Origin of the sequence: Hydrogenophaga sp. YM1 (assembly GCF_016903055.1) — a bacterium.
GTDB classification, from domain to species: Bacteria; Pseudomonadota; Gammaproteobacteria; order Burkholderiales; family Burkholderiaceae_C; genus Hydrogenophaga; species Hydrogenophaga borbori.
Genome location: NZ_CP070223.1, coordinates 348,245 through 369,363, shown reverse-complemented (window position 1 = coordinate 369,363; position 21,119 = coordinate 348,245). Strand labels below are relative to the sequence as shown.

Genomic DNA, 21,119 nt, shown 5'->3' with positions numbered 1-21,119 from the left:
GCATGGCCGAAGCCTTCAAGCTGCTCATCAACCCCGACACCGTGGCGCACACCGCGCGCCACCTGCGCCGCGCCTGGCGCGGCTTCGACGCCGAGCGCTTCTCGGCCATCGCGCTCGATGGCCAGGACGGCCTGGAGTTCAAGGCCCGCGCGCACCGCCTGGCCGACGCGCTGCAGGCCACCCTGCCCACCGACTTCGACCGCGCCTGCGGCGTGCTGGAGGCCGCGCTCGCGCCGCCGCTGGCGCTGGACACCGAGGGCGAGCCCGTGGGACTTCAAGGCCTGCCACCGCAGGGCGTGGGCGGTTGGGCGCTGTGGGGCGCGGGCGAATGGGTGGCGCGCGCGGGCCTGGACGAGCCCGAACGCGCCCTGCTCTGCCTGCGCGAGCTCACGCAGCGCTTCACGGCCGAGTTCGCCATCCGCCCCTTCATCGCGCAGCGCCCCGGGCTCGTGTTCCCGCTGCTGTCGCGCTGGACCGGCGACGCCAGCGCCCACGTGCGCCGGCTGGTGAGCGAAGGCAGCCGCCCGCGCCTGCCCTGGGGCCTGCGCCTGCAGGCCCTGGTGGCCGACCCCGCGCCCACGCTGCCGCTGCTGCGCGCGCTGCAGAACGACACCAGCGCCTATGTGCGCCGCAGCGTGGCCAACCACCTCAACGACATCGCCAAGGACCACCCCGAACGCGTGGCCGACTGGGTGCGCGAGCACCGCGTGGGCGCCGATGCGGCCCGCGAGGCCCTGCTACGCCACGCCAGCCGCGGGCTCATCAAGGCCGGCCACGCGCCCACGCTCGCGGCCTGGGGCCTGAGCCATGGCTTCGACGGCGAGGCCACGCTGCGCATCGCCCCCGCGGCGGTGGCGGTGGGCGGCCAGGTGCGCCTGCAGGCCCGGCTGCGTTCGCTCGCGCGCGGCCCGCAGACCCTGGTGGTCGACTACGCGGTGCACCACGTCAAGGCCAATGGGTCGGCGTCGCCCAAGGTTTTCAAGGGCTGGAAGATCGAGCTCGCGCCCGGCGAATCGCGTGAGCTCGACAAGGCGCATTCGCTGCGCGAGGTGACGACGCGCCGACTCTACCCAGGCCGCCACCGCGTCGAGTTGCGGGTGAACGGCGTGGGCGTGGCCGAGGCGGCCTTCGATCTGCGATCCTGAGCCGGCCCGGGGCCATGGCGCCCCCTCGAAAGGGGCGATGGACGCCCCGTCGTCATACCCCCCTCCTATACTGGCCGGCCGACCAACGACCTCAGGAGACCGCCATGGGATTCTTCAGCACCATCCTCGACAAGCTCGGACTGTCCACCGCCCAGGCCGCCACGCCGCCCGCCGCCGCGCCAGCGCCCGCCCCGGTGGCGGCGCCCAGCCCGGCCCCGGCCGCCGCCGCGCCCGCGCCGGCCGTGGTCAACCCCATCGCGATGGTGGACGTGGTCGCCCAGATGGAAAAGCGCGCGGCGGCCAACCCGCAGAAGCTCAACTGGCGCACCTCCATCGTCGACCTGCTCAAGCTGCTCGACATGGACAGCAGCCTGCAGGCGCGCAAGGAACTGGCCAAGGAGCTCTACTGCCCCGACGAGTTCATGAACGACTCGGCCAAGATGAACGTCTGGCTGCACAAGAACGTGCTCGCCCACATCGCCGCCAACGGCGGCAACGTGCCCAAGGAACTGCTCGACTGAGCATGATCCGCGTCCACCACCTCAACCACTCGCGCTCGCAGCGCGTGCTCTGGCTCCTGGAGGAGCTGGGCCTGCCCTACGAGATCGTGCGCTACGAGCGCGACCCCAAGACCCTGCTCGCGCCGCCCGAGCTCAAGCGGGTGCACCCGCTGGGCAAGTCACCGGTGGTGGTGGATGGCGCGCTGGTGCTGGCCGAATCGGGCGCGATCCTGGAAACCCTGGTGGAGCGCCACGGGCCGCGGCTGCGGCCCGAGCCCGGCACGCCGGAGTTCCTGCGCTACCGCTACTGGATGCACTACGCCGAAGGCTCGTTGATGCCGCCGCTGCTGCTCAAGCTGGTGTTCGACCGGGTGGAGAAGGCGCCGCTGCTCGTGCGGCCGGTGGCCAAGGCCATCTCGGCGATGGTGAAGGCGCGCTTCATCACGCCCAACCTCACGCAGCACCTGGACTTCCTGGAAGCCGAGCTGGCCGGCAGCCCCTGGTTCGCCGGCCAGTCCTTCAGCGCCGCCGACGTGCAGATGAGCTTTCCGGTGGAGGCCGCCACCGCGCGCGGCGGGCTCAACGCCTCACGCCCGCGCCTGATGGACTGGCTGCGCCGCATCCACGACCGTCCGGCCTACCGCCGCGCGATCGACAAGGGCGGACCGTTCGAGGTCCTGGGCTGACACGGCCGCACGGGTCCTTGCGGCCCCGCTCGCCGCGGGCCTCAGGCCCCGTGGCACTTCTTGTACTTCTTGCCGCTGCCGCAGGGGCAAGGGTCGTTGCGACCGGGCGTGGCGGCCTGGCGCACCGGCTCGCTGCGCGGGCCCAGGCTGGCCCAGATGCGGCGCAGCTCGTAGACGGCCCAGATGGCGGCGTCCAGTTCGTCCAGGCGGGCCTGGCTCACGCTGGGCGGCGCCTCTTCCTCGTGCAGGTTCAGCTCGGGCGTGCCGCGGTCGTCTTCGGCCACGGCGGCGATGGTGTCGAGCGCGTCGTGGATCCAGCCGGCGGTTTCCTTGTCGCGCGGCGGTACCCAATCGTCTTCCCAGAGTTCCACCACGGCCAGGAAGCCCTCAGCCCAGGCCTGGCCGAACGCGGGCAGGGGTTCGCCGTCGGTGTTGGGCCGCTCGGCCTCGGGCATGGCGGCCACGGCACCGCGCAGGTCCACCAGCTCGGGGTGGTAGCTGCGCTCGTCCGCCAGGCTGTTCACGTCGGCCAGCAGGGCGGCGCGCACCTCGGCCTCGCGGCGGGCCCACAGCACCATGAAACGCTCGTAACGGTCGGTGCTGGGAAAGTGGGTGCCGTCGCCGTGCGGCACCGTGGGCAGCGGGCCGGTGCCCAACAGCGCGGGCATCCATTCGCTCGCCTCGATGGGCCGGCGGGTGCAGATCAGGGCGGCCATGGCGCCTTCCAGGAATTCCCAGGGCGGCACCGCGTCGTCGCGCGAGGCGAGGTCGACGAGGATGGCGTCGAGTTCGTCGAAATCGCTGGCTTGCAGGGGGCTGTCGCTGTCGGGGGTCATCGGGAGGCGCTCGGGCGGGAAAGGGCCGCCAGTGTAGTGCCGCCCACCGCGCCGCCGGGCGCGGCGCGGGCCCCGTGGGGGGCGCCCTCACGCCGTGTCAGTGGTGCGTCTGGCCCGACGGGTCCACCGTGCCCATGGCCAGCGAGGCCAGCGCGCTGGGCGTCGGCGGCCGCTCCGCCGGCTCCAGGTGCGTGGCGGGCGCAGGGGCCTCGTACACGCTGCGCCAGGCGTTCTGCAGGGTTTGCCACACGCTGGGGGCGACCGTCATCGAATCGGGCTCGTCCATCATGATCGGGAACATGGCGACATCCTTCGCGGCAGGCCCTGGGACACCGACCCCGCGTCGCCTGCCTGGGCGCGTGCGGTGTGGGGATTCAAGTCATTGTTCGCTTGTTCAAAACACGCCCCAATAATGCAGACGCAGGATTTTTCCCCCTTCGACCAGACGACGAACGCCGATGCTTGACCGACTCAACGCTCTCTATCCCGTGCGCTACACGGCCCTGGGCCTGTGCGCCTTCGTCGCCCTGCTGAGCCTGTTCGCCCTGGTCGCCTTCGGCGTCGGCGGCGTCTGGTTCCTGCTGTTCGGCGCGCTCACGCTGGTGGGCCTGTGGGACCTGCGCCAGACGCGCAGCTCGGTGCTGCGCAACTACCCGGTGATCGGTCACCTGCGCTTCATGCTGGAGTTCGTGCGGCCCGAGATCCGCCAGTACTTTCTGGAAAGCGACACCGAGGCCCAACCCTTCTCGCGTGCGCAGCGCAGCCTGGTGTATGCGCGCGCCAAGGGCGAGACCGACAAGCGCCCCTTCGGCAGCCAGCTCGACATGCTGAGCAACGGCCACGAGTGGATCAACCACTCGATCGCGCCGACCAGCCTGCCCACCCACGATTTCCGCGTGCGCATCGGCGGGCCCGACTGCACCCAGCCCTACGAGGCCAGCGTGTTCAACATCTCGGCCATGAGCTTCGGCGCGCTCTCGGCCAACGCCATCCAGGCCCTCAACGCGGGCGCGCAGCGCGGCGGCTTCGCGCACGACACGGGCGAGGGCTCCATCTCCGCCTGGCACCGCCTGCACGGCGGCGACCTGATCTGGGAGATCGGTTCGGGCTATTTCGGCTGCCGCGACGACGAGGGCCGCTTCAGCGAGGAGCGCTTCAGCGCGAACGCGCTCGACCCGCAGGTGAAGATGGTGGAGATCAAGCTGAGCCAGGGCGCCAAGCCCGGCCACGGCGGCGTGCTGCCGGGCGCCAAGGTGACGGCCGAGATCGCCGCCGCGCGCGGCGTGCCCGAGGCGGTGGATTGCATCTCGCCGGCCGCGCACAGCGCCTTTTCCACGCCGCTGGAGCTGATGGCCTTCATCCAGAAGCTGCGCGCGCTCTCTGGCGGCAAGCCGGTGGGCTTCAAGCTGTGCATCGGCCACCCCTGGGAGTGGTTCGCGATCGTCAAGGCCATGCGTCAGAGCGGCGTCACGCCCGATTTCATCGTGGTCGACGGCGCCGAGGGCGGCACCGGCGCGGCGCCGCTGGAGTTCACCGACCACGTCGGCGCGCCGCTGCAGGAGGGCCTGCGCCTGGTGCACAACACCCTGGTGGGCGTGAACCTGCGCGATCGCATCCGCATCGGCTGCGCGGGCAAGGTGGTGAGCGCCTTCGACATCGCGCGCGCGCTGGCCATCGGCGCCGACTGGTGCAACAGCGCGCGCGGCTTCATGTTCGCGCTGGGCTGCCTGCAGGCGCAGACCTGCCACACCGGCCATTGCCCCACGGGCGTGAGCACGCAGGACCCGGTGCGCCAGCAGGCCTTGGTGGTGCCCGACAAGGCCGAGCGGGTGTGGCGCTTCCACCAGAACACGCTCAAGGCCTTGAAGGAGCTGGTTCAGGCCGCCGGCCTGCAGCACCCGGGCGAGATCAGCGCGCACCACCTGGTGCGCCGCGTGAGCGACAACGAGGTGCGCCTGCTGGCCCACCTGCTGCCCACCACCTCGCCGGGTGCGCTGCTGGACGACGACGCGCAAGGGGAGCACGCGGTGTTCACCACCTGGTGGCGGCGGGCGCGGGCCGACACCTTCGCTCAGGCTTGAGCCGGCTGGTCTGCGTCCATGGCGGGCTTCGCACCGGCGGCCTTGCGCTGATGGCTGCACGCGGCAGTTTCTCTGGGTGACTTCGCTCGGTGACTTCGCTCGCCGGCTTCGCGCTGACGGCTTCGCGCTGACGGCTTCGCGCTGACGGCTTCGCGCTGACGGCTTCGCGCTGACGGCTTCGCGCTGACGGCTGGCGGGGTCCGCGTTCTCCGGCCCACGCTCGCGGGCGCATACCCCGGTAGGCCTGCGTTGTTTCATCAACACCGTGCCGGCACTCAGCCTCTGTGGCAGCCGCGAATGGGGCCTGCGCCCGCGAACCCCTCCATCCGTCGAGAGTGACACGCGAGCAGACCAAGGACATCGGGGCCACAGCGCGAAATCGGGGTCAGATTCCATTTGGCCAGCGATCAACGCTCGAAGGATGTCCGGTCTTCTTTAGCCGGCCCGCCCGTTTCGGGGACGGCGGTGTGGGTGCCCGGGCGCAGGCCCCATTCGCGGCTGCCACAGAGGCCGAGCGCCGAAGCGGTGTTGAAGAGACAACGCAGGCCTACCCAGGTGGTGGACCGCGAGCGTGGGCCGGAGAACGGGCACCCACACCGGCGGCCCATGCGAAGCCGACGCCAGCAAGTCAGCAACACAAGCGAGAGGGCCAGCCAGCCCAACTGGCCCCCCAGCCTCAACTGCTCGACGGGTCCTCGTTCACCCGCTCGTCGCGCAGCAGCCGGCCGCTGGTGTCGTAGAGCCTGAGGCGCAGCAGCAGGCCACGCTCCCCGTATTCCTCCTCGCGCTGCAGCGCGCCGCCGGGCGCGTGGTACTGCTGCCAGCCGAACAGGCGGCCGTTGCGCTCGCGGTTGAGCGCCGCCGGCGCGCCGTCCTCGTAGAAACTGCGCGTCTCGCGCAGCTCGTCGCGGCCCAGGCGGCGGATGGTTTGCTCCATCTTGAGCTGACCGTTGAGGTGCCACTGGCGGATGCGCCGCTCGCGCCCCGCGGCCCACTCCACCTCCTGCGTCAACTGGCCCGACTCGGCGAACTCGCGGCCCACGCCCTCGCGGCCGTGGTACTGCTCGGGCGGCGGCTCGGCCAGGTCGATCTCGTGCCGCAACTGCCCCGAGGGGTAGTACACGCGCTTGATGCGGCGGTCGGGACCGCCGCTGTCCTCGACGAGCTCCTCGCTGCGCACCACGCCGCCTTGCGGGTTCACGATCACCTGGCGCATCAGCACGCCGCGCCGGTGGCTCACGGTGCCCAGCGGCTTGCCGGGTTCGCGGTAGAGCGTGACCTCGGCGAGCGCGCCGCCATGGCCGCAGGGCTCGCGGTCCTCGGGCAGCAGGCTGGTGGGCGCGCAGCGCAGTTCGGCCAGGCTGCCGTCGGCCCAGCGGCGCAACAGCACCAGGGCGCGGCGGCCGTCCGCGCCCATCACGCGCAGCAGGCTGGAGCCGTCGGGCAAGGCACAGCGCTGCTGGCCAGCCGGCCCCACGGGACCGCAGCGTGCCGCGTCCTGGGCCCGGGCCGGCGACAGCCCCGCCAACAGCGCGAGCAGCGCGGCCACGGGCCAGGCGCTCACGCCACGGCCCCCTCAGCGCTCGGCGCCCAGGCGCGGCGCACGGGCACGCCGATGCCCGCGAGGCGGCGCGCCAGCGCCAGCACATGGGCGTCCTTGCTGAGCAGCGCGGCGCCATGCGCCACGGCCAGGTCGATGAAGCGCTGGTCGTCGGGTCGCGACAGGTGAACGCGGCCTTGGCGGCAGGCGCCACGCGCCGCGCGTGGCGGTCGAACGCGGCCAGCACGGCATCGGGCCCGCCACCGCCCAGGCGGCGCGCGAGGTGCGGGTAGTCCAGCACGCGCCGCAGCTCCTCGCGCATGGCCTCGCTGGCGATCCAGGCCACGCGGCCCTGCACCAGCGCGGCGCGCAGCGGCGCCACGGCGGGGTCGTCGAAGACGAACAGGTCGAGCACGACGTTGGTGTCGATGACGACCAGAGCAAGAGCCCCCCCCTGCCGCGCCTCGCGCGACCCCTCCGAGGGGGCAACGCCGACGGACCGGCACAGCCGGCTCCCTGGCGTTTCTGGGTCAGACCGCGTCATTCCGACGGGCCTTCAGGTCGAAGCGGAACAGCCGGCACTCGATGGGGCCGTTCCACAGCGGCACGCGGCGCGATTCCTTGAAGCGCATGCGGCCGGGCAATTTCAGGTCGGGCGTGAGCAGCCAGGCGGTCCAGCCGGCGTAGTGCGATTTCCAGTGCGCGGCCAGGCGCTCGAAGAAGGCGTCGGCGGCCTGGCCGTCCTCGTCGCGCGCCTGTTCGCGCCCCCCGCGCTCGGCGCCGGCACCGTTGGCGCGTTCGGCCGCGTTGCGCCCGGCCACGCCGGCGGCGGCGATGCGCTCGCCATAGGGCGGGTTGAGCAGCAGCACGCCCGCGCGCGGGCTGGGCGGCAGGCGCTGCAGGGCGTCGCCGCCGCGCAGCTCGATCGCCTGGGCCACGCGCGCGCGCTCGGCATTGCGCCGGGCGAAGTCGACCATGCGGAAGGCCACGTCGCTGCCGAAGACGATGGGCGCCTGGCCGGCGGGCCAGGGCCGCTCGGCCGCGCGCGCCTCGTCGCGCAGGCCCTGCCACACGTGCGGCTGGAAGGGCAGCAGCTTCTCGAAGGCGAAGCGGCGTTGGCCGCCCGGGGCGATGTTCAGCGCGATCTGCGCGGCCTCGATGAGCACCGTGCCGCTGCCGCAGCAGGGGTCGGCCAGCGGCGGCACCTCGGCCAGCGTGGCGGCCTCGCGCGCCTGCGCGTCCCAGCCGGTGGCGGCGATCATGGCGGCGGCCAGGGTTTCCTTCAGCGGCGCGTTGCCCTTGTCCTCGCGCCAGCCGCGCTTGAACAGCGGCTCACCGGTGGTGTCGATGTAGAGCGTGAGCGTCTCGGCGGTGAGGTGGCCGAACAGGCGCACGTCGGGCCGCTGGGTGTCCACGCTGGGGCGCTCGCCGCGCTTGTCGCGAAAGCGGTCGCAGACGGCGTCCTTGATCTTGAGGGCGGCAAAGTTCAGGCTCTTGAGCGGGCTGTGCTGCGCGGTGAGTTCGACCTTGATGGTCTGGCGCGGCGTGAACCAGATCTCCCAGGCCACCTCGGCGGCGGCCGCGTAGAGGTCTTGCTCGGCACGGTAGGGGCCGTGCCACAGGCGCACCAGCACGCGCTGCGCGAGCCGGCTGTGCAGGTTCAGGCGCAGCGCGTCGCGCCACGAGGCCTCGAGCGAGACGCCGCCGCGCGAGCGCTGCAGCGCGCCGATGCCGGTGATGCGCTGCACCTCGGCGGCGAGAAAGTCCTCCACGCCGGCGGCGCAGGGGAGAAAGAGCTGGAGCTGGTTCAAAGCGATTTTCGGAGGTTGGCCGGGGCGATGCGCATGGCCTCGCGGTACTTGGCCACGGTGCGGCGCGCGCACTCGATGCCCTGCTCCTTGAGCAGGTCGGAGAGCTGGTTGTCCGACAGCGGCTTGGCCGGCGCCTCGGCAGCGATGAACTGCTTGAGCAGCGCGCGCACCGCGGTGCTGGAGGCGTTGCCGCCGGTCTCGGTGCCCAGCGAGGAGCCGAAGAAGTACTTCAGTTCGTAGGTACCGAAAGGCGTGGCCATGTACTTGGCCGTGGTCACGCGGCTGATGGTGGATTCGTGCAGGCCCAGTTCGTCGGCGATCTCGCGCAGCACCAACGGGCGCATGGCGAGCTCGCCGTGCATGAAGAAGTTGCGCTGGCGCTCGACGATGGCGCTGGACACGCGCAGGATGGTGTCGAAGCGCTGCTGGATGTTCTTGATGAACCAGCGCGCCTCCTGCAGGCGCTGCTGCATGGCGGCGTGGCCGCCTTCGCCGCCATCGCGCCCGCCGCGGTTCTGGCGCATGGCGTTGGCGTACACGTCGTGCACGCGCAGGCGCGGCATCACGTCGGGGTTGAGCACCACCTTGAAGCCGCGGCCGGCGCGCGTGACGATGACGTCGGGCACGACGATGTTGCGCTCGACGTCCGCGAAGCGGCGTCCGGGCTTGGGCTCCAGCCGCGCGATCAGCGCGAGCGCGCCGCGCACGGTGTCCTCGTCGGCGCGGCACAGCTGCACCAGCTTGCGCACGTCGCGCTTGGCGATCAGCTCCAGCGGCTGCCCACAGATCGCCAGCGCGGCGCGCGCCTCGGGCGTGTTGCGCAGCTCCAGGATCTGCAGCTTCAGGCACTCGGCCAGGTCGCGCGCGCCCACGCCGGGCGGGTCCATGTGCTGCAGCAGCTGCAGGGCGGTGCGCAGCCCTTGCTCGGCCGCGTCGAGGCGTTCGGTGGCGGCGGCGTCGGACGGGTCGGCCTTGGCGGTGGCCTCACCCTGCAGGCGCAGCAGCGCCAGCGCGAGTTCGGGCAGCGGGTCGGCGAGGTAGCCGTCCTCGTCCAGCGATTCGATCAGGAAGTGCAGCGCGGCAGCATCCGCCTCGGACAGGCGCAGGCAGCGCGCCTGCTCGTGCAAATGGTCCTGCAGCGACACCAGGGCGCGCGCGAGGTCGGCCGCGCTGGCGGTCTCTTCGTCATCGCCGGAGCCGCTGCCGCGCGGCGGCGCGTCGCCGCCCCACTCGCTGTCGTCGGGCGCCATCTCCACCGTGCCGTCGCCGTCCCAGCTCTCTTCCACCGGCGAGGCGCCGTCCACACTGGCCTCCACCGCGTCGCCGTCGGTGGCGCTGGCCTTGTCTTCGTTGCGCCCCTCCCCGGCGTCGGCGCCCGGGCCGGCGGCGGACGCGGCGTCGGCGATCTGCTCGCCCGCGCTCACCGGCGCATCGGTCGCGGCCAGGCCGAATTCCTCGCGCTCCAGGCCTTCGTCGGCGCGTTCCAGGAAGGGGTTCTCGTCGAGCATCTGCTCGACCTCCTGCGCCATCTCCAGCGTCGAAAGCTGCAGCAGGCGGATCGACTGCTGCAGCTGGGGCGTCAGCGCCAGGTGCTGCGAGACGCGTAGCGACAGGCTCTGCTTCATCACATCCGGAAATGCTCGCCGAGGTAGACCCGGCGCACGTCGGCGTTCTCGACGATGTCCGACGGCGTGCCGCTGGTCAGCACATGGCCGTCGTTGATGATGTAGGCGCGGTCGCAGATGCCCAGGGTCTCGCGCACGTTGTGGTCGGTGATGAGCACGCCGATGCCGCGCGACTTGAGGAAGCCGATGATGCGCTGGATCTCGATCACCGCGATCGGGTCGATGCCGGCGAAGGGCTCGTCGAGCAGGATGAAGCGCGGATCGGTGGCGAGCGCGCGCGCGATCTCGACGCGGCGGCGCTCGCCGCCCGACAGCGCCGGCGCGGGCGAATCGCGCAGGTGGTCCACGTGCAGGTCGCGCAGCAGCGTGTCCAGGCGCTCGTCGATGGCGGCGGCGCTCAGCGGGCGGCCGCGCGCGTCCACCTGCAGCTCCAGCACGGCGCGCACGTTCTGCGCCACGGTGAGCTTGCGGAAGATCGAGGCCTCCTGCGGCAGGTAGCCCAGGCCCAGGCGCGCGCGGCGGTGGATGGGCAGGCGCTCGATGGACTGGTTGTCGAGCAGGATCTGCCCGCCGTCGGCGCGCAGCAGGCCGACGATCATGTAGAAGGAGGTCGTCTTGCCGGCGCCGTTGGGGCCCAGCAGGCCCACCACCTCGCCCTTGTCCACGGCGAGCGAAACGTCCTTGACCACCAGGCGGCTGCCGTAGGACTTCTTCAGCCCCGTGGCCTCCAGCCGGCTGGTGGCCAGCAACTGGGTTTCGGGGAAGGTGGTCGAGGGCGACTCGCTGGCGCTCACGGGCGTCCTCCGCCGAGCTCACCCGACGGGCGCAGCGGCGTGGGGGCGGGCGCGGGCGCCGGGGCGGGCTGGCCTTCGCGCGGCACCGGCGTGAGCGTGGCACGCACCCGGCCCGAGGGATTGCCGGGCGTGGCGCCGGCCGGGCTGCTCTCGACGGTGAACACCTCGCTGCGGTTGTCGTAGACGATCACGCTGCCGCGCGTCTCGTCGTTGAGCTGGGTGCCCAGGTAGCGGCGCAGCACGGCGTCGCCGATGAAGCGCACCTTGTCGGCGCTGCTGTCGTACTCGATGCGCTTGGCCTCGCCCTCGATGAACTCGTTGAGGCCTTCGCGCTTTTGCTTGAAGTAGCCCGGGCTGCCCAGCACGACGCCGAACTGGTGGCCCTGCGCGTCCTGTCGCACCTCGACCTGGGCGCCGCGGATCACGATGGTGCCCTTGGTGATGACCACGTTGCCGGTGAAGATGCTGAGCTGGCGCGCGTCGTCGTAGCGCAGGTTGTCCGACTCGGCGTTCATGGGCTTGAGCCGGTCGGCCTGCTCGGCCTGGGCGGCGCCCGCCAGCGCGCAGGCGGTCAGCAGGCCAAGGGTGAGGCGGTGCAAGGGAGAAAGGGCGTGTGGCATGTCAAGGGCACGAAACTTGCATGCATTCTAAACACCCACCCGCCCCGGTTTAACAAACCGCCCGCCAGAAACAGGGCGCCACCCGCAGTGCCGGGCCGCAGACCCTCCCCTCGAGGGGCCGCGCGAAGCGCGGCGGGGGTGCATCACCCTTTGCGCGCTTCCATGATCAGCCAGTTGGCGATGGTCAGCGTCTTGGGCCCTTGGCCGGGAATGTAGTAGCGGCCAGCGACGCCCAGCGCGGGCGTGCCCTCGACACCGTAGGCGTCCTGCAGCGCCGCGGCGCGCTCGGCCTTCTTCTGCGTGTCGGCGTGGTTGAAGATCTCGGAGAACTTCGCCCGGTCCACGCCCTGCTTGACCACCCAGTCGGTGATCGGCGCCGGCGTGGTCAGCGGCAGCCGCTCCACATGGATGGCCTTGAACACCTCGGCGTGCAGGCGTTCCACCAGGTTCATGGACTCCAGCGTGTAGTACAGGCGCTGCATGGGCACGAAGGCCGGGCTGAAGGCCACCGGCACGCGGCGCAGCACCGCGCCCTCGGGCCTGCGCTTCTCCCAGTCCTGCAGCAGCGGCTCGAAGTTGAAGCAATGGATGCAGGAGTAGGCAAAGAACTCCACCACCTCCACCTTGCCGGCCGGCGCCTCGACGGGCACGGGCTTGCCCAGGCGCAGGTACTCGGCGCCCTCTTTCGGGGCGACCCGCTGGGCCAGGGCCGGCAGTGCGGTGCCGGTGGCGAGCAGGGACAGGGTGAAATCGCGACGACGCATGGGATGGCTCTCCAAGGGGTATGAACCAGCGTTTGGGGCCTGGCCGGGCGCGGGAAGTTCCCGCGCGCCCGGCCCGGGTCAGCGCTGCACGCGCACCAGGGCCGACTCGACGCCGTTGACCTGCAGCTGCTCGATCGTCAGGTCGGCCAGGGCCTTCTGGGCGAAGGGGCCCACGCGCACCCGGTACAGGGTGCGGCCGGCGTTCTCGCGCTCGTCCACCGTGGCGGCGATGCCCAGCATGGCCAGGCGCGCGCGCTGGGCCTCGGCCTCGGGCGCGTTGCGGAAGGCGCCGGCCTGCACGAAGTAGGTATAGGGGTCGGCGCCGGGCGCGGGGGCTTCGGCGGGCGCCGCACCGGGCTTGGCCGGCGCGGCCGCCGGGGCCTGCTGCTCCGTGCGCGAGCGGGCCAGGTCGCCCAGCGGGTCGGCCGAGGGCGCGGGGGCGCCGGCGGGCGGCAAGGTGCCGGCGGTGCCTGGCGCGGTGATGGCGCCTTCGCTGCCGGGCGCGGGGGTCGCCGGGGCGGGCATGCCGCCGACGGACCGGTTGGGGTTCCAGCCCTTGTTGCGCTCGGCTTCCTTGGCGTCGTCCTCGGCGCTGCGCGACAGGCCGCGGTCAACGAAGGGTACGGGCACACGGGTCACGTAGACCGCCACGGCCAGCGCCGCGGCCAGGCCGACCAACAGGCCGACGATGAAGCCCACCAACGTGCCGCCCAGGCTGCTGCGCGACGAAGGGGTGGAGGAGGATTTTTTGCTCATGGTGGCTCTTACATCTTCTGCGGCGCGCTCACGCCCAGCACGGCCAGGCCATTGTGCAGCACCTGCCGGGTGGCGGCGACGAGCGCGAGGCGAGCACGCTTGACCGCTTCATCCTCGACCAGGATGCGTTCGGCGTCGTAGTAACTGTGGTAGCTCGCGGCCAGCTCGCGCAGGTAGAAGGTGACGTCGTGCGGCGCGAAGTCGCGTGCGGCGGCGCTGAGCATCTCGGGGTACTTGGCGATCTGGCGCATCAGGGCCTGCGCGGCCGGGGTGTCCAGCGGCGACAGGTCGGCACCGGACAGCGTGGCGGCGTCGCCGCCCCAGCCCGCCAGCACCGAGCAGATGCGCGCGTGCGCGTACTGCACGTAGTAGACCGGGTTGTCGTTGTTCTGCTGCACGGCCAGGTCGACGTCGAAGGTGTATTCGGTGTCGGGCTTGCGGCTGAGCAGGAAGAAGCGCACCGCGTCCTTGCTGGTCCATTCGATGAGGTCGCGCAGCGTGACATAGCTGCCCGCGCGCTTGCTGATCTTCACCTCCTGGCCGCCGCGCACCACGCGCACCATGGTGTGCAGCACGTAGTCGGGGTAGCCGGCGGGGATGCCCACGTCGGCCGCCTGCAGCCCGGCGCGCACGCGCGCGATGGTGCCGTGGTGGTCGGTACCCTGGATGTTGATGACCTTGCTGAAGCCGCGCTCCCACTTGGCGATGTGGTACGCCACGTCGGGCACGAAGTAGGTGTACGACCCGTCGGACTTGCGCATCACGCGGTCCTTGTCGTCGCCGTAGTCGGTGCTGCGCAGCCACAGCGCGCCGTCCTGCTCGTAGGTCTTGCCGTTGGCGACCAGCCGGTTCACCGCGGCCTCGACGCGCCCGCTGGTGTACAGGCTGGACTCGAGGTAGTAGTGGTCGAACTTGACCGCGAAGGCCTGCAGGTCGAGGTCCTGCTCGTGGCGCAGGTAGGCGACGGCAAACTGGCGGATGCCGTCGAGGTCGTTCACGTCGCCGCTGGCGGTGAAGGCGCGGTCATCGGCCGTCACGGTCCGCTTCGCGAGAAAGTCGTTGGCGATGTCCTGGATGTAGTCGCCGTTGTAGGCCGACTCGGGCCAGCCGGCGTCGCCGGGCTTCACGCCCTGGGCGCGCAGCTGCGTGGACGTGGCCAGGGTGTTGATCTGCACGCCCGCGTCGTTGTAATAGAACTCGCGGTGCACGTCCCAGCCCTGGGTCTGGTACAGGTTGCAGATGGCGTCGCCCAGCGCGGCCTGGCGACCGTGGCCCACGTGCAGCGGGCCGGTGGGGTTGGCCGAGACGAACTCGACCATCAGGCGCTGGCCGTTGGCCGGCTGGCGGCCGAAACCCTCACCCGCCGACAGCACCTCGCGCACCACCTGCTGCTTGGCCTCGGGCTTCAAGCGGATGTTGATGAAGCCCGGGCCAGCGATCTCGATCGCCTCGACCCAGCGCTGATACACCGGCTGGGCCAGCAGGGCCGCGCGCAGCTGCTCGCCCACGGCGCGCGGGTTGAGCTTGAGCGGCTTGGCCAGCTGCATGGCCGCGGTGACGGCGAAATCGCCATGGGCCGCCACCTTGGGCGACTCGAAGGCGGCCTTCTCGCCCGCGCCGGGGCTGAGCTTGTCCAGCTCGTCGCGCAGGGCCGAGAGCAGGTCTTGTTGGATCTGGAGCATCGCGCGATTTTAGGTGGCGGCCCGGGCCGGGCCCGCGGGACCCGCCAGCGGGGCCAGGCGCTCGCGCGCGGCCGCCTTCACCGCGGCCGTGAGCCGCTGGGCCGACGGCGGTTCGTGCGTCCAGTGCTGCCAGTACAGGGCCACATCCACCGTGGCGCCGGGCAGCAGTTCGGTCAGGGCCGGGTGCTTGGGCAGGTGCTGCTCGGGCACCATGCCCCAGCCCATGCCCAGCTCGATGGCGGTTTCGAACGCCTCCACCGCGGGCACGTAGTGGCGCGGGTAGGCCGGCTGGCGCAGGCCGATGTGCTGCTCCAGGAAGGCGTCCTGCAGCGCGTCCTTGCGGTTGAAGATGACGGCCGGCTGGGCCAGCAGCCGGTGCGGCGAGACCGCACCGCGCGGCGTGCGGCAGCGCTGCACCACGGCGGGCGTGGCCACGCAGTGGTAGCGCATCACGCCCAGGGGTTCGGCCACGCAGCCACGCATGGCGTCGGCGCGGGTGGTCACGCAGCCCACCACGTCACCGCGCTTGAGGGCGTCGTGGGTGTGGTCCTGGTCGTCGATCACCACCTCCAGCAGCAGTCGCTGGCGCGCCAGCAGCGGCGCCACGGCGGGCAGGAACCAGCTCGACACCGAGTCGGCGTTGATCGCCACCGACAGGCTCTGCCAGCGCTCGCCCGCGCGCGCCTCGCCCCCCACCAGGCCGGCCAGCAGGTCGGCCTCCATCAGCCGCACCTGCTTCACGTGGCCCAGCAGGGCCTGGCCGGCCGGCGTGGCGCGCACGCGCTTGCCGCGCACCAGCAGCCGCTGGCCGAGCTGGTCTTCCAGCGACTTGATGCGCAGCGACACCGCGGCCAGCGTGAGCTGGAGCGCGCGCGCGGCCGGACCGAAGCCGCCGTGCTCCACCACGGCGGCCAGGGCTTCCAGTGGGCGGGGGTCGAGCATTGCTTAAGTCAAATTTGAGTGATTGGATTTCGAATCAACTGCATTAAACATCAGCCGGCTTTGCGGCACCATGCGCCCCGCTGTCACCCGAACCCGAGACATCCATGACCCTGAGCTTTCCCGTTTTCTCCGCCGGCATGGTGCTGAGCCTGTCGCTGATCATGGCCATCGGCCCGCAGAACGCGCACGTGCTGCGCATGGGCCTGCAGCGCCAGCACCTGTGGCTCACGGTGGCCTTGTGCGCCCTGTCCGACATGGCGCTCATTGCCCTGGGCGTGCTGGGCCTGGCCCAGCTCGGCGGCCTGTCGGACAAGCTGCAAGGCGCGCTGATCGGCGCGGGCGTGCTGTTCCTGGCGGTCTACGGCTGGCAGGCATTTCAGCGCTTTCGCTCGCCGCTGGCCCGCACGCTGGAGGGCCAGCCGCTGGCGCCGCCGCCCACCACGCGCCGCCAGGCGGTGTTCTCGGCCCTGGCCTTTTCCTGGCTCAACCCACACGCCTGGCTGGACACCGCCGTGCTGATCGGCACCGCTTCGCTGGCCTACGGCCCGGCGAGCGAGGTCTTCGGCCTGGGCGCCGCCACGGGTTCGCTGATCTGGTTCACCGCCCTGGGCGCGGCCGCCTTCTGGGCCGGCCGCCGGCTCAACTCCCTGCACATCTGGCGCGTGCTGGATGGCCTGGTGGCGCTCATGATGTGGGGCACGGCCGCCTGGCTGCTGGCTTCGCTGTTCTGAGCACCATGCCATCGAAGAAACCCGTCACCGTCTTCGGCCCCGACTTCCCCTTCGCCTACGACGACTGGCTGGGCCATCCCGCGGGCCTGGGCGCGCTGCCGCGCGAGCGGCTGGGCAGCGAGGTGGCCATCGTCGGCGCCGGCATGGCCGGCCTGACGGCCGCGCACGAGCTGATGAAGCTGGGCCTCAAGCCCGTGGTGTACGAGGCCTCGCGCCTGGGCGGGCGCTTGCGCTCCCAGGCCTTCGAGGGCGGCCAGGGCGTGGTGGCCGAGCTCGGCGGCATGCGCTTCCCGCGTTCGGGCACGGCCTTCTTCCACTACGTGGACCAACTCGGCCTGGCCACCGCGCCCTTCCCCAACCCGCTCACGCCGGCCGCCGGCTGCACGGTGATCGACCTCGAAGGCCGCACGCACCGCGCGCGCCGCCTGGCCGACCTGCCACCGCTGTTCACCGAGGTGGCCCGGGCCTGGGCCGACGCGCTGGAAGAAGGCGCCGGCTTCACCGGCCTGCAGGACGCCCTGCGCGAGCGCGACGTGCCGCGCCTGAAGGCCCTGTGGGACGCCCTGGTGCCGCGCTGGGACGACCGCACCTTCTACGACTTCGTCGCCCAGTCCGGCGCCTTCCAGCGCCTGTCCTTCCACCACCGCGAGGTCTTCGGCCAGGTGGGCTTCGGCACCGGCGGCTGGGACTCGGACTTTCCCAACTCCATGCTGGAGATCCTGCGCGTGGTGCTCACCGGTTGCGACGAGAACCAGCACCTGGTGGTGGGCGGCGTGCAGCAGGTGCCGCAGGGCCTGTGGCTGCGCGCGCCAGCAGCCCGCGAACTGCGGCACTGGGGGGCCGGCACCTCGCTCGCCCAGCTGCATGGCGGCGCGCCGCGCCCGGGCGTGGCGGCCATCGCGCGCGCGCCGCACGGACAGATCGCCGTCACCGACGTGCTCGGCAATACGCGCCGCTACCCGGCCGTGCTGGTCACCTGCCAGAGCTGGCTGCTCACCACGCAGATCGCGGTGGAGGAGTCGCTGTTCTCGCACAAGCTCTGGATGGCGCTGGACCGCACGCGCTACATGCAATCGTCCAAAACCTTCGTCATGGTGGACCGGCCATTCTGGAACGACCTGCGCGCCGACGGCTGGCCGGTGATGGGCATGACGCTCACCGACCGGCTCACGCGCGGCACCTACCTGTTCGACAACGGCCCGGACAAGCCCGGCGTGATCTGCCTGAGCTACGCCTGGATGAGCGACGCGCTCAAGATGCTGCCGCACCCAACCGCCCGGCGCGTGCAGCTGGCGCTGTCGGCGCTGAAGCAGATCTACCCCGACGTGGACATCGCCAGTCACGTGATCGGCGACCCGATCAGCGTCTCCTGGGAGGCCGACCCCTACTTCCTGGGCGCCTTCAAAGGCGCGCTGCCGGGCCACTACCGCTACAACCACCGCATGGTTGGCCACTTCATGCAGGAGGCCCTGCCCGAGGCCGAGCGCGGCCTCTTCCTGGCCGGCGACGACGTGTCCTTCACGCCGGCCTGGGTGGAGGGCGCCGTGCAGACCGCGCTGAACGCGGTGGCGGGCATGGTGCGCCACCTGGGCGGCGCCAGCCACGCCGACAACCCCGGGCCCTGCGAGGCCTGGCCGGGCATCGGGCCGGTGGCGCTGGGAGACTGAGGCGATGGGGCCGCTGCGCCTGGCGCTCTGGCAGACGCCGCACCCCCGCGACAGCGGCGAAGCGCTCCAGCGGCTCGACGCCACCGCGCGCGAGGCCGCCGCCCAGGGCGCGCACTGGCTCATCACGCCCGAGATGTTCCTCACCGGCTACCTGATCGATCCCGCGCGCCTGTCCGCGCTCGCCGAGCCGGCCGACGGCCCGCTGCTGCGGGCGGTGCGCGACCTGGCGCGGCGCCATGGCCTGGGCATCGTCACCGGCTGGCCCGAGGCGAGCGGCGCGGCCCGGCCCTTCAACAGCGCCGCCGCGATCGACGGCACCGGCGCGCTGCTCGCGGTGCACCGCAAGATCCACCTGTTCGGCGACGGCGACGCCCTGCGCTTCACGCCCGGCGGCGCACCGCCCGCGGGGTTCGACTGGCGCGGCTGGCGCCTGGGCCTGCTGATCTGCTTCGACGTGGAGCACGACGAACCGCTGCGCCAGCTCGCCGCCGCGGGCGCGCACGCGGCGCTGGTGCCCACGGCCAACATGGTCGGCTACGACGCGGTGCAGCAAACCCGCCTGCCCGAGGCGGCCCGGCGCTTCGGCCTGGCGATCGCGTACGCGAACGCCTGCGGGCGGGAAGATGAGACGCGCTACAACGGGTGGTCGTGCGTGTGCACGGGCTCGGGGGAACGCCTGGGCAGGGCCGGACGCGGCGAAGCCCTGCTGCCCGCCGCGCTCAGCGCCCCGTCCAGTACTCCCCCCGCCCGTACTCGTGCTTGAGGTAGTCGATCCACAGCCGCACGCGCAGCGCCAGGTGCTTGCGCTGCGGGAACAGCGCGTAAATGCCGTTGGGCGGCGCGGCGAAGTCGTCGAGCACGCGCACCAGGCGGCCCGCCGCCACGTCGGCCTCCACCTCCCAGGTGCTGCGCCAGGCGATGCCCTGGCCCGCCAGGCACCACTCGTGCAGCACCTGGCCGTCGCTGCAGTCCATGGGGCCGCCGGGGCGCAGGTAGTGGATCTCGCGCCCGTCCCCGCCGCCCTCGGCCGGCTGTGAGAAGGCCCAGCCGCGCGTCTGCGAGGCGTCGCTGGACAGGGTGAGGCAGTCGTGCCGCGCCAGGTCGGCCGGCGTGTCGGGCGTGCCGCGCCGCTGCAGGTAGGCCGGCGCGGCCACGCAGAGGCGGCGGTTGTCGGCCAGGCGCACGCTCACCAGCGACGAGTCCGGCAGATCGCCCACGCGCACCGCACAGTCGTAGCCTTCGCCGGCCACGTCCACCACACGGTCGGACAGGTTGAGCGAGACCGTCACCTCCGGGTGCAGATCGCGAAAGCGCGGCACCAGCGGCGCCACGTGGCGCCGGCCGAAGCCCGCCGGCGCGGTGATGCGCAGGTGCCCGCTGGCCTTCACGCCGCCCGCGCTCACGCTCGCCTCGGCGTTCGACAGGTCGGTCAGGAGGCGCTGGCAGTCCTCCAGGAAGGCGCTGCCTTCGTGCGTGAGCGAGATGCGCCGCGTGGTGCGCACCAGCAGCTTCACGCCCAGGCGCGATTCGAGCGCATCGAGCCGGCGGCCAATGATGGCCGGCGCCACCGACTCGGCGCGCGCCGCCGCCGTGAGGCTGCCGCGCGTGGCCACCGAAACGAAGGTTTCGAGCTGCTTGAGCTTGTCCACGGCCCTCAGCCCTTTGCGGTGGTGCGCGACAGGCGCTCCGCGCTCGCCGCGTCGTAGCCCAGGGCGCGCAGCACCTCGGCGCTGTCGGCGCCCAGGCGCGGCGGGCTGCGCACCGGCAGGCGCTGCTCGCCCAGCGTGAAGGGCAGCGGCACGGTCTGCACGGTCTGGCCGGCGCGCTCGCCGTCCGGCAGGGTGATGGGCGCCAGGCCGCCGGTGGCCCGCAGGTGCGGGTCGTCCAGCAACTCGTGCGGCTTGGCGATGGGCGCGAAAGGCAGGCCGTGGCGCTCGAACAGCTCGGCCAGTTCGGCCGCTGGGCGCTCGGCCACGCGCGCGCGCAACTCGGGGATGAGCCAATCGCGCGCGCGCACCCGATCGTTGTTGGTCCGCAGCCGAGCGTCGTCCCGCCAGTCGGCCCAGCCCATGGCGCTGCAGAAGATGGCCCACTGGGTGTCGCTCACCACCGCCAGGAAGATCTGATCGCCCCCGGCCGCGGTGAACACGTCGTAGATGCCCCAGGGCGAGATGCGCTGCGGCATGGGGTTGGCGGGCGCGCCCGTCACCGCGTACTGCAGCATGTGCTGGGCCACCAGGAAGATGTTGTTCTCGAACAGCGCGCTCTGCACGGCCTGGCCGCGCCCGCTGCGCTCGCGCTCGCGCAGCGCGGCCAGCACGCCGATGGCGCCGAACATGCCGCCCATGATGTCGTTGACACTGCTGCCCGCGCGCAGCGGGTCGCCGGGCCGCCCGGTCATGTAGGCCAGGCCGCCCATCATCTGCACCACCTCGTCGAGCGCGGTGCGGTGGTCGTAGGGCCCGGGCAGGAAGCCCTTGTGGCTGACGTGGATCAGGCGCGGGAAGCGCGCCCTCAGGCTCTCATGGTCCAGACCCAGCTTGCGCATGGTCTCGGGCTTGAAGTTCTCCACCAGCACGTCGGCCGTGGCCACCAGGCGCAGCGCGGCCTCGCGGCCCTCCTCGGTCTGCAGGTCCAGCACCAGGCTCTTCTTGTTGCGGTTGAACAGCGGGAAGAAACCGGCGCCCGAGCCCAGCAGGCGGCGCGTGTTGTCGCCCCCCGGCGGCTCCACCTTGATCACCTCCGCGCCCAGGTCGGCCAGCACCATGCCGCACATGGGGCCCATCACCATGTGCGAGAACTCGGCGACACGGATGCCGGCGAGCGGCAGGGGTGGGGTGGCGGGGGTATCGAGGGTATCGGGGGTGTCGGGGCTCAATCGGGTCTCCTGGGCAAACAGGCGCAGATTACACACAAAAAAGTCATGGATCCATCGCGCG

21 protein-coding genes and 1 pseudogene are annotated in these 21,119 nt (G+C 72.0%); 7 read left to right on the top strand and 15 right to left on the bottom strand.

What is annotated here, in order from left to right:
• Positions 1-2: 2 nt before the first annotated feature.
• The 3 genes from JNX00_RS01810 (at position 3) to JNX00_RS01800 (ending at position 2,331) form a co-directional block, all read left to right on the top strand.
• The gene (locus JNX00_RS01810) at positions 3-1,145 is read left to right on the top strand and encodes a DNA alkylation repair protein (RefSeq protein ID WP_204743908.1); all 1,143 of its coding nucleotides are present in this window, start codon (positions 3-5) and stop codon (positions 1,143-1,145) included.
• 104 nt (positions 1,146-1,249) lie between these two features.
• On the top strand, positions 1,250-1,666 hold the full coding sequence (locus JNX00_RS01805; protein WP_070400293.1) for a DUF3597 domain-containing protein: 417 nt from the start codon (positions 1,250-1,252) through the stop codon (positions 1,664-1,666).
• A gap of 2 nt (positions 1,667-1,668) precedes the next feature.
• Positions 1,669-2,331 carry a glutathione S-transferase gene (locus tag JNX00_RS01800; protein WP_204743907.1) on the top strand — a complete coding sequence of 221 codons (663 nt, stop codon included), beginning with the start codon at positions 1,669-1,671 and terminating at the stop codon, positions 2,329-2,331.
• A gap of 41 nt (positions 2,332-2,372) precedes the next feature.
• Here JNX00_RS01800 and JNX00_RS01795 read toward each other — a convergent pair whose 3' ends face one another.
• Together JNX00_RS01795 and JNX00_RS01790 are read right to left on the bottom strand one after the other, a co-directional pair.
• Entirely contained in the window at positions 2,373-3,167 is a 795-nt protein-coding gene (locus JNX00_RS01795) for a UPF0149 family protein (protein ID WP_204743906.1), read from the bottom strand.
• A 97-nt stretch (positions 3,168-3,264) separates the two neighbouring features.
• Positions 3,265-3,468, bottom strand: coding sequence for a hypothetical protein (locus JNX00_RS01790; protein WP_070400291.1), 204 nt, complete (start codon positions 3,466-3,468; stop codon positions 3,265-3,267).
• 157 nt (positions 3,469-3,625) lie between these two features.
• Here JNX00_RS01790 and JNX00_RS01785 point away from each other — a divergent pair, with 157 nt between their 5' ends.
• Positions 3,626-5,248 (top strand): FMN-binding glutamate synthase family protein, encoded by a 1,623-nt coding sequence (locus tag JNX00_RS01785; RefSeq protein WP_070400290.1) that lies wholly within the window; start codon positions 3,626-3,628, stop codon positions 5,246-5,248.
• 676 nt (positions 5,249-5,924) lie between these two features.
• Here the strand turns inward: JNX00_RS01785 and JNX00_RS01780 are convergent.
• The 11 genes and pseudogenes from JNX00_RS01780 to JNX00_RS01735 form a co-directional block, all read right to left on the bottom strand.
• On the bottom strand, positions 5,925-6,812 hold the full coding sequence (locus JNX00_RS01780) for a hypothetical protein (protein ID WP_204743905.1): 888 nt from the start codon (positions 6,810-6,812) through the stop codon (positions 5,925-5,927).
• On the bottom strand, positions 6,809-6,934 hold the full coding sequence (locus tag JNX00_RS22565; protein ID WP_345774095.1) for a hypothetical protein: 126 nt from the start codon (positions 6,932-6,934) through the stop codon (positions 6,809-6,811). Before JNX00_RS22565 ends, JNX00_RS01780 begins: the two co-directional genes overlap by 4 nt.
• A gap of 86 nt (positions 6,935-7,020) precedes the next feature.
• Positions 7,021-7,332, bottom strand: a pseudogene (locus JNX00_RS22560) (PIN domain-containing protein); the annotation flags it as partial.
• Positions 7,319-8,599 carry a THUMP domain-containing protein gene (locus JNX00_RS01770; RefSeq protein ID WP_204743904.1) on the bottom strand — a complete coding sequence of 427 codons (1,281 nt, stop codon included), beginning with the start codon at positions 8,597-8,599 and terminating at the stop codon, positions 7,319-7,321. The pseudogene JNX00_RS22560 and the gene JNX00_RS01770, both read right to left, overlap by 14 nt.
• A complete protein-coding gene (locus JNX00_RS01765; RefSeq protein ID WP_070400287.1) occupies positions 8,596-10,224 on the bottom strand; it encodes an RNA polymerase factor sigma-54 in 1,629 nt (542 codons plus the stop codon). The genes JNX00_RS01770 and JNX00_RS01765 overlap by 4 nt, the downstream gene beginning before the upstream one ends.
• A complete protein-coding gene (gene lptB / locus JNX00_RS01760; RefSeq protein ID WP_070400286.1) occupies positions 10,224-11,018 on the bottom strand; it encodes an LPS export ABC transporter ATP-binding protein in 795 nt (264 codons plus the stop codon). Before lptB ends, JNX00_RS01765 begins: the two co-directional genes overlap by 1 nt.
• On the bottom strand, positions 11,015-11,638 hold the full coding sequence (lptA, locus tag JNX00_RS01755) for a lipopolysaccharide transport periplasmic protein LptA (protein ID WP_204743903.1): 624 nt from the start codon (positions 11,636-11,638) through the stop codon (positions 11,015-11,017). The genes lptB and lptA overlap by 4 nt, the downstream gene beginning before the upstream one ends.
• 143 nt (positions 11,639-11,781) lie before the next feature.
• Positions 11,782-12,402 (bottom strand): thiol:disulfide interchange protein DsbA/DsbL, encoded by a 621-nt coding sequence (locus tag JNX00_RS01750; protein WP_070400284.1) that lies wholly within the window; start codon positions 12,400-12,402, stop codon positions 11,782-11,784.
• A 78-nt stretch (positions 12,403-12,480) separates the two neighbouring features.
• Complete coding sequence (locus JNX00_RS01745) at positions 12,481-13,158, bottom strand: SPOR domain-containing protein (RefSeq protein ID WP_070400283.1); 678 nt, start codon at positions 13,156-13,158, stop codon at positions 12,481-12,483.
• A gap of 8 nt (positions 13,159-13,166) precedes the next feature.
• Complete coding sequence (argS, locus tag JNX00_RS01740; RefSeq protein ID WP_204743902.1) at positions 13,167-14,840, bottom strand: arginine--tRNA ligase; 1,674 nt, start codon at positions 14,838-14,840, stop codon at positions 13,167-13,169.
• Positions 14,841-14,849: 9 nt separating this feature from the next.
• Positions 14,850-15,782 (bottom strand): HTH-type transcriptional regulator ArgP, encoded by a 933-nt coding sequence (locus tag JNX00_RS01735; protein ID WP_070400281.1) that lies wholly within the window; start codon positions 15,780-15,782, stop codon positions 14,850-14,852.
• A gap of 104 nt (positions 15,783-15,886) precedes the next feature.
• Between JNX00_RS01735 and JNX00_RS01730 the strand changes: the two genes are divergently transcribed.
• The 3 genes from JNX00_RS01730 to JNX00_RS01720 are packed head-to-tail and all read left to right on the top strand — an operon-like array spanning position 15,887 to position 18,943.
• Positions 15,887-16,513 carry a LysE family transporter gene (locus JNX00_RS01730; RefSeq protein ID WP_070400280.1) on the top strand — a complete coding sequence of 209 codons (627 nt, stop codon included), beginning with the start codon at positions 15,887-15,889 and terminating at the stop codon, positions 16,511-16,513.
• A gap of 5 nt (positions 16,514-16,518) precedes the next feature.
• Positions 16,519-18,180: an NAD(P)/FAD-dependent oxidoreductase gene (locus tag JNX00_RS01725; protein WP_204743901.1), complete on the top strand. Its 1,662-nt coding sequence runs from the start codon at positions 16,519-16,521 to the stop codon at positions 18,178-18,180.
• A 4-nt stretch (positions 18,181-18,184) separates the two neighbouring features.
• Positions 18,185-18,943, top strand: coding sequence for a nitrilase-related carbon-nitrogen hydrolase (locus tag JNX00_RS01720; RefSeq protein WP_070400278.1), 759 nt, complete (start codon positions 18,185-18,187; stop codon positions 18,941-18,943).
• Here JNX00_RS01720 and JNX00_RS01715 read toward each other — a convergent pair.
• The gene (locus JNX00_RS01715) at positions 18,900-19,829 is read right to left on the bottom strand and encodes a LysR family transcriptional regulator (protein ID WP_070400277.1); all 930 of its coding nucleotides are present in this window, start codon (positions 19,827-19,829) and stop codon (positions 18,900-18,902) included. The genes JNX00_RS01720 and JNX00_RS01715 overlap by 44 nt on opposite strands.
• Positions 19,830-19,834: 5 nt before the next feature.
• Entirely contained in the window at positions 19,835-21,058 is a 1,224-nt protein-coding gene (locus JNX00_RS01710) for a CaiB/BaiF CoA-transferase family protein (protein ID WP_204743900.1), read from the bottom strand.
• Between the last annotated feature and the right edge of the window lie 61 nt (positions 21,059-21,119).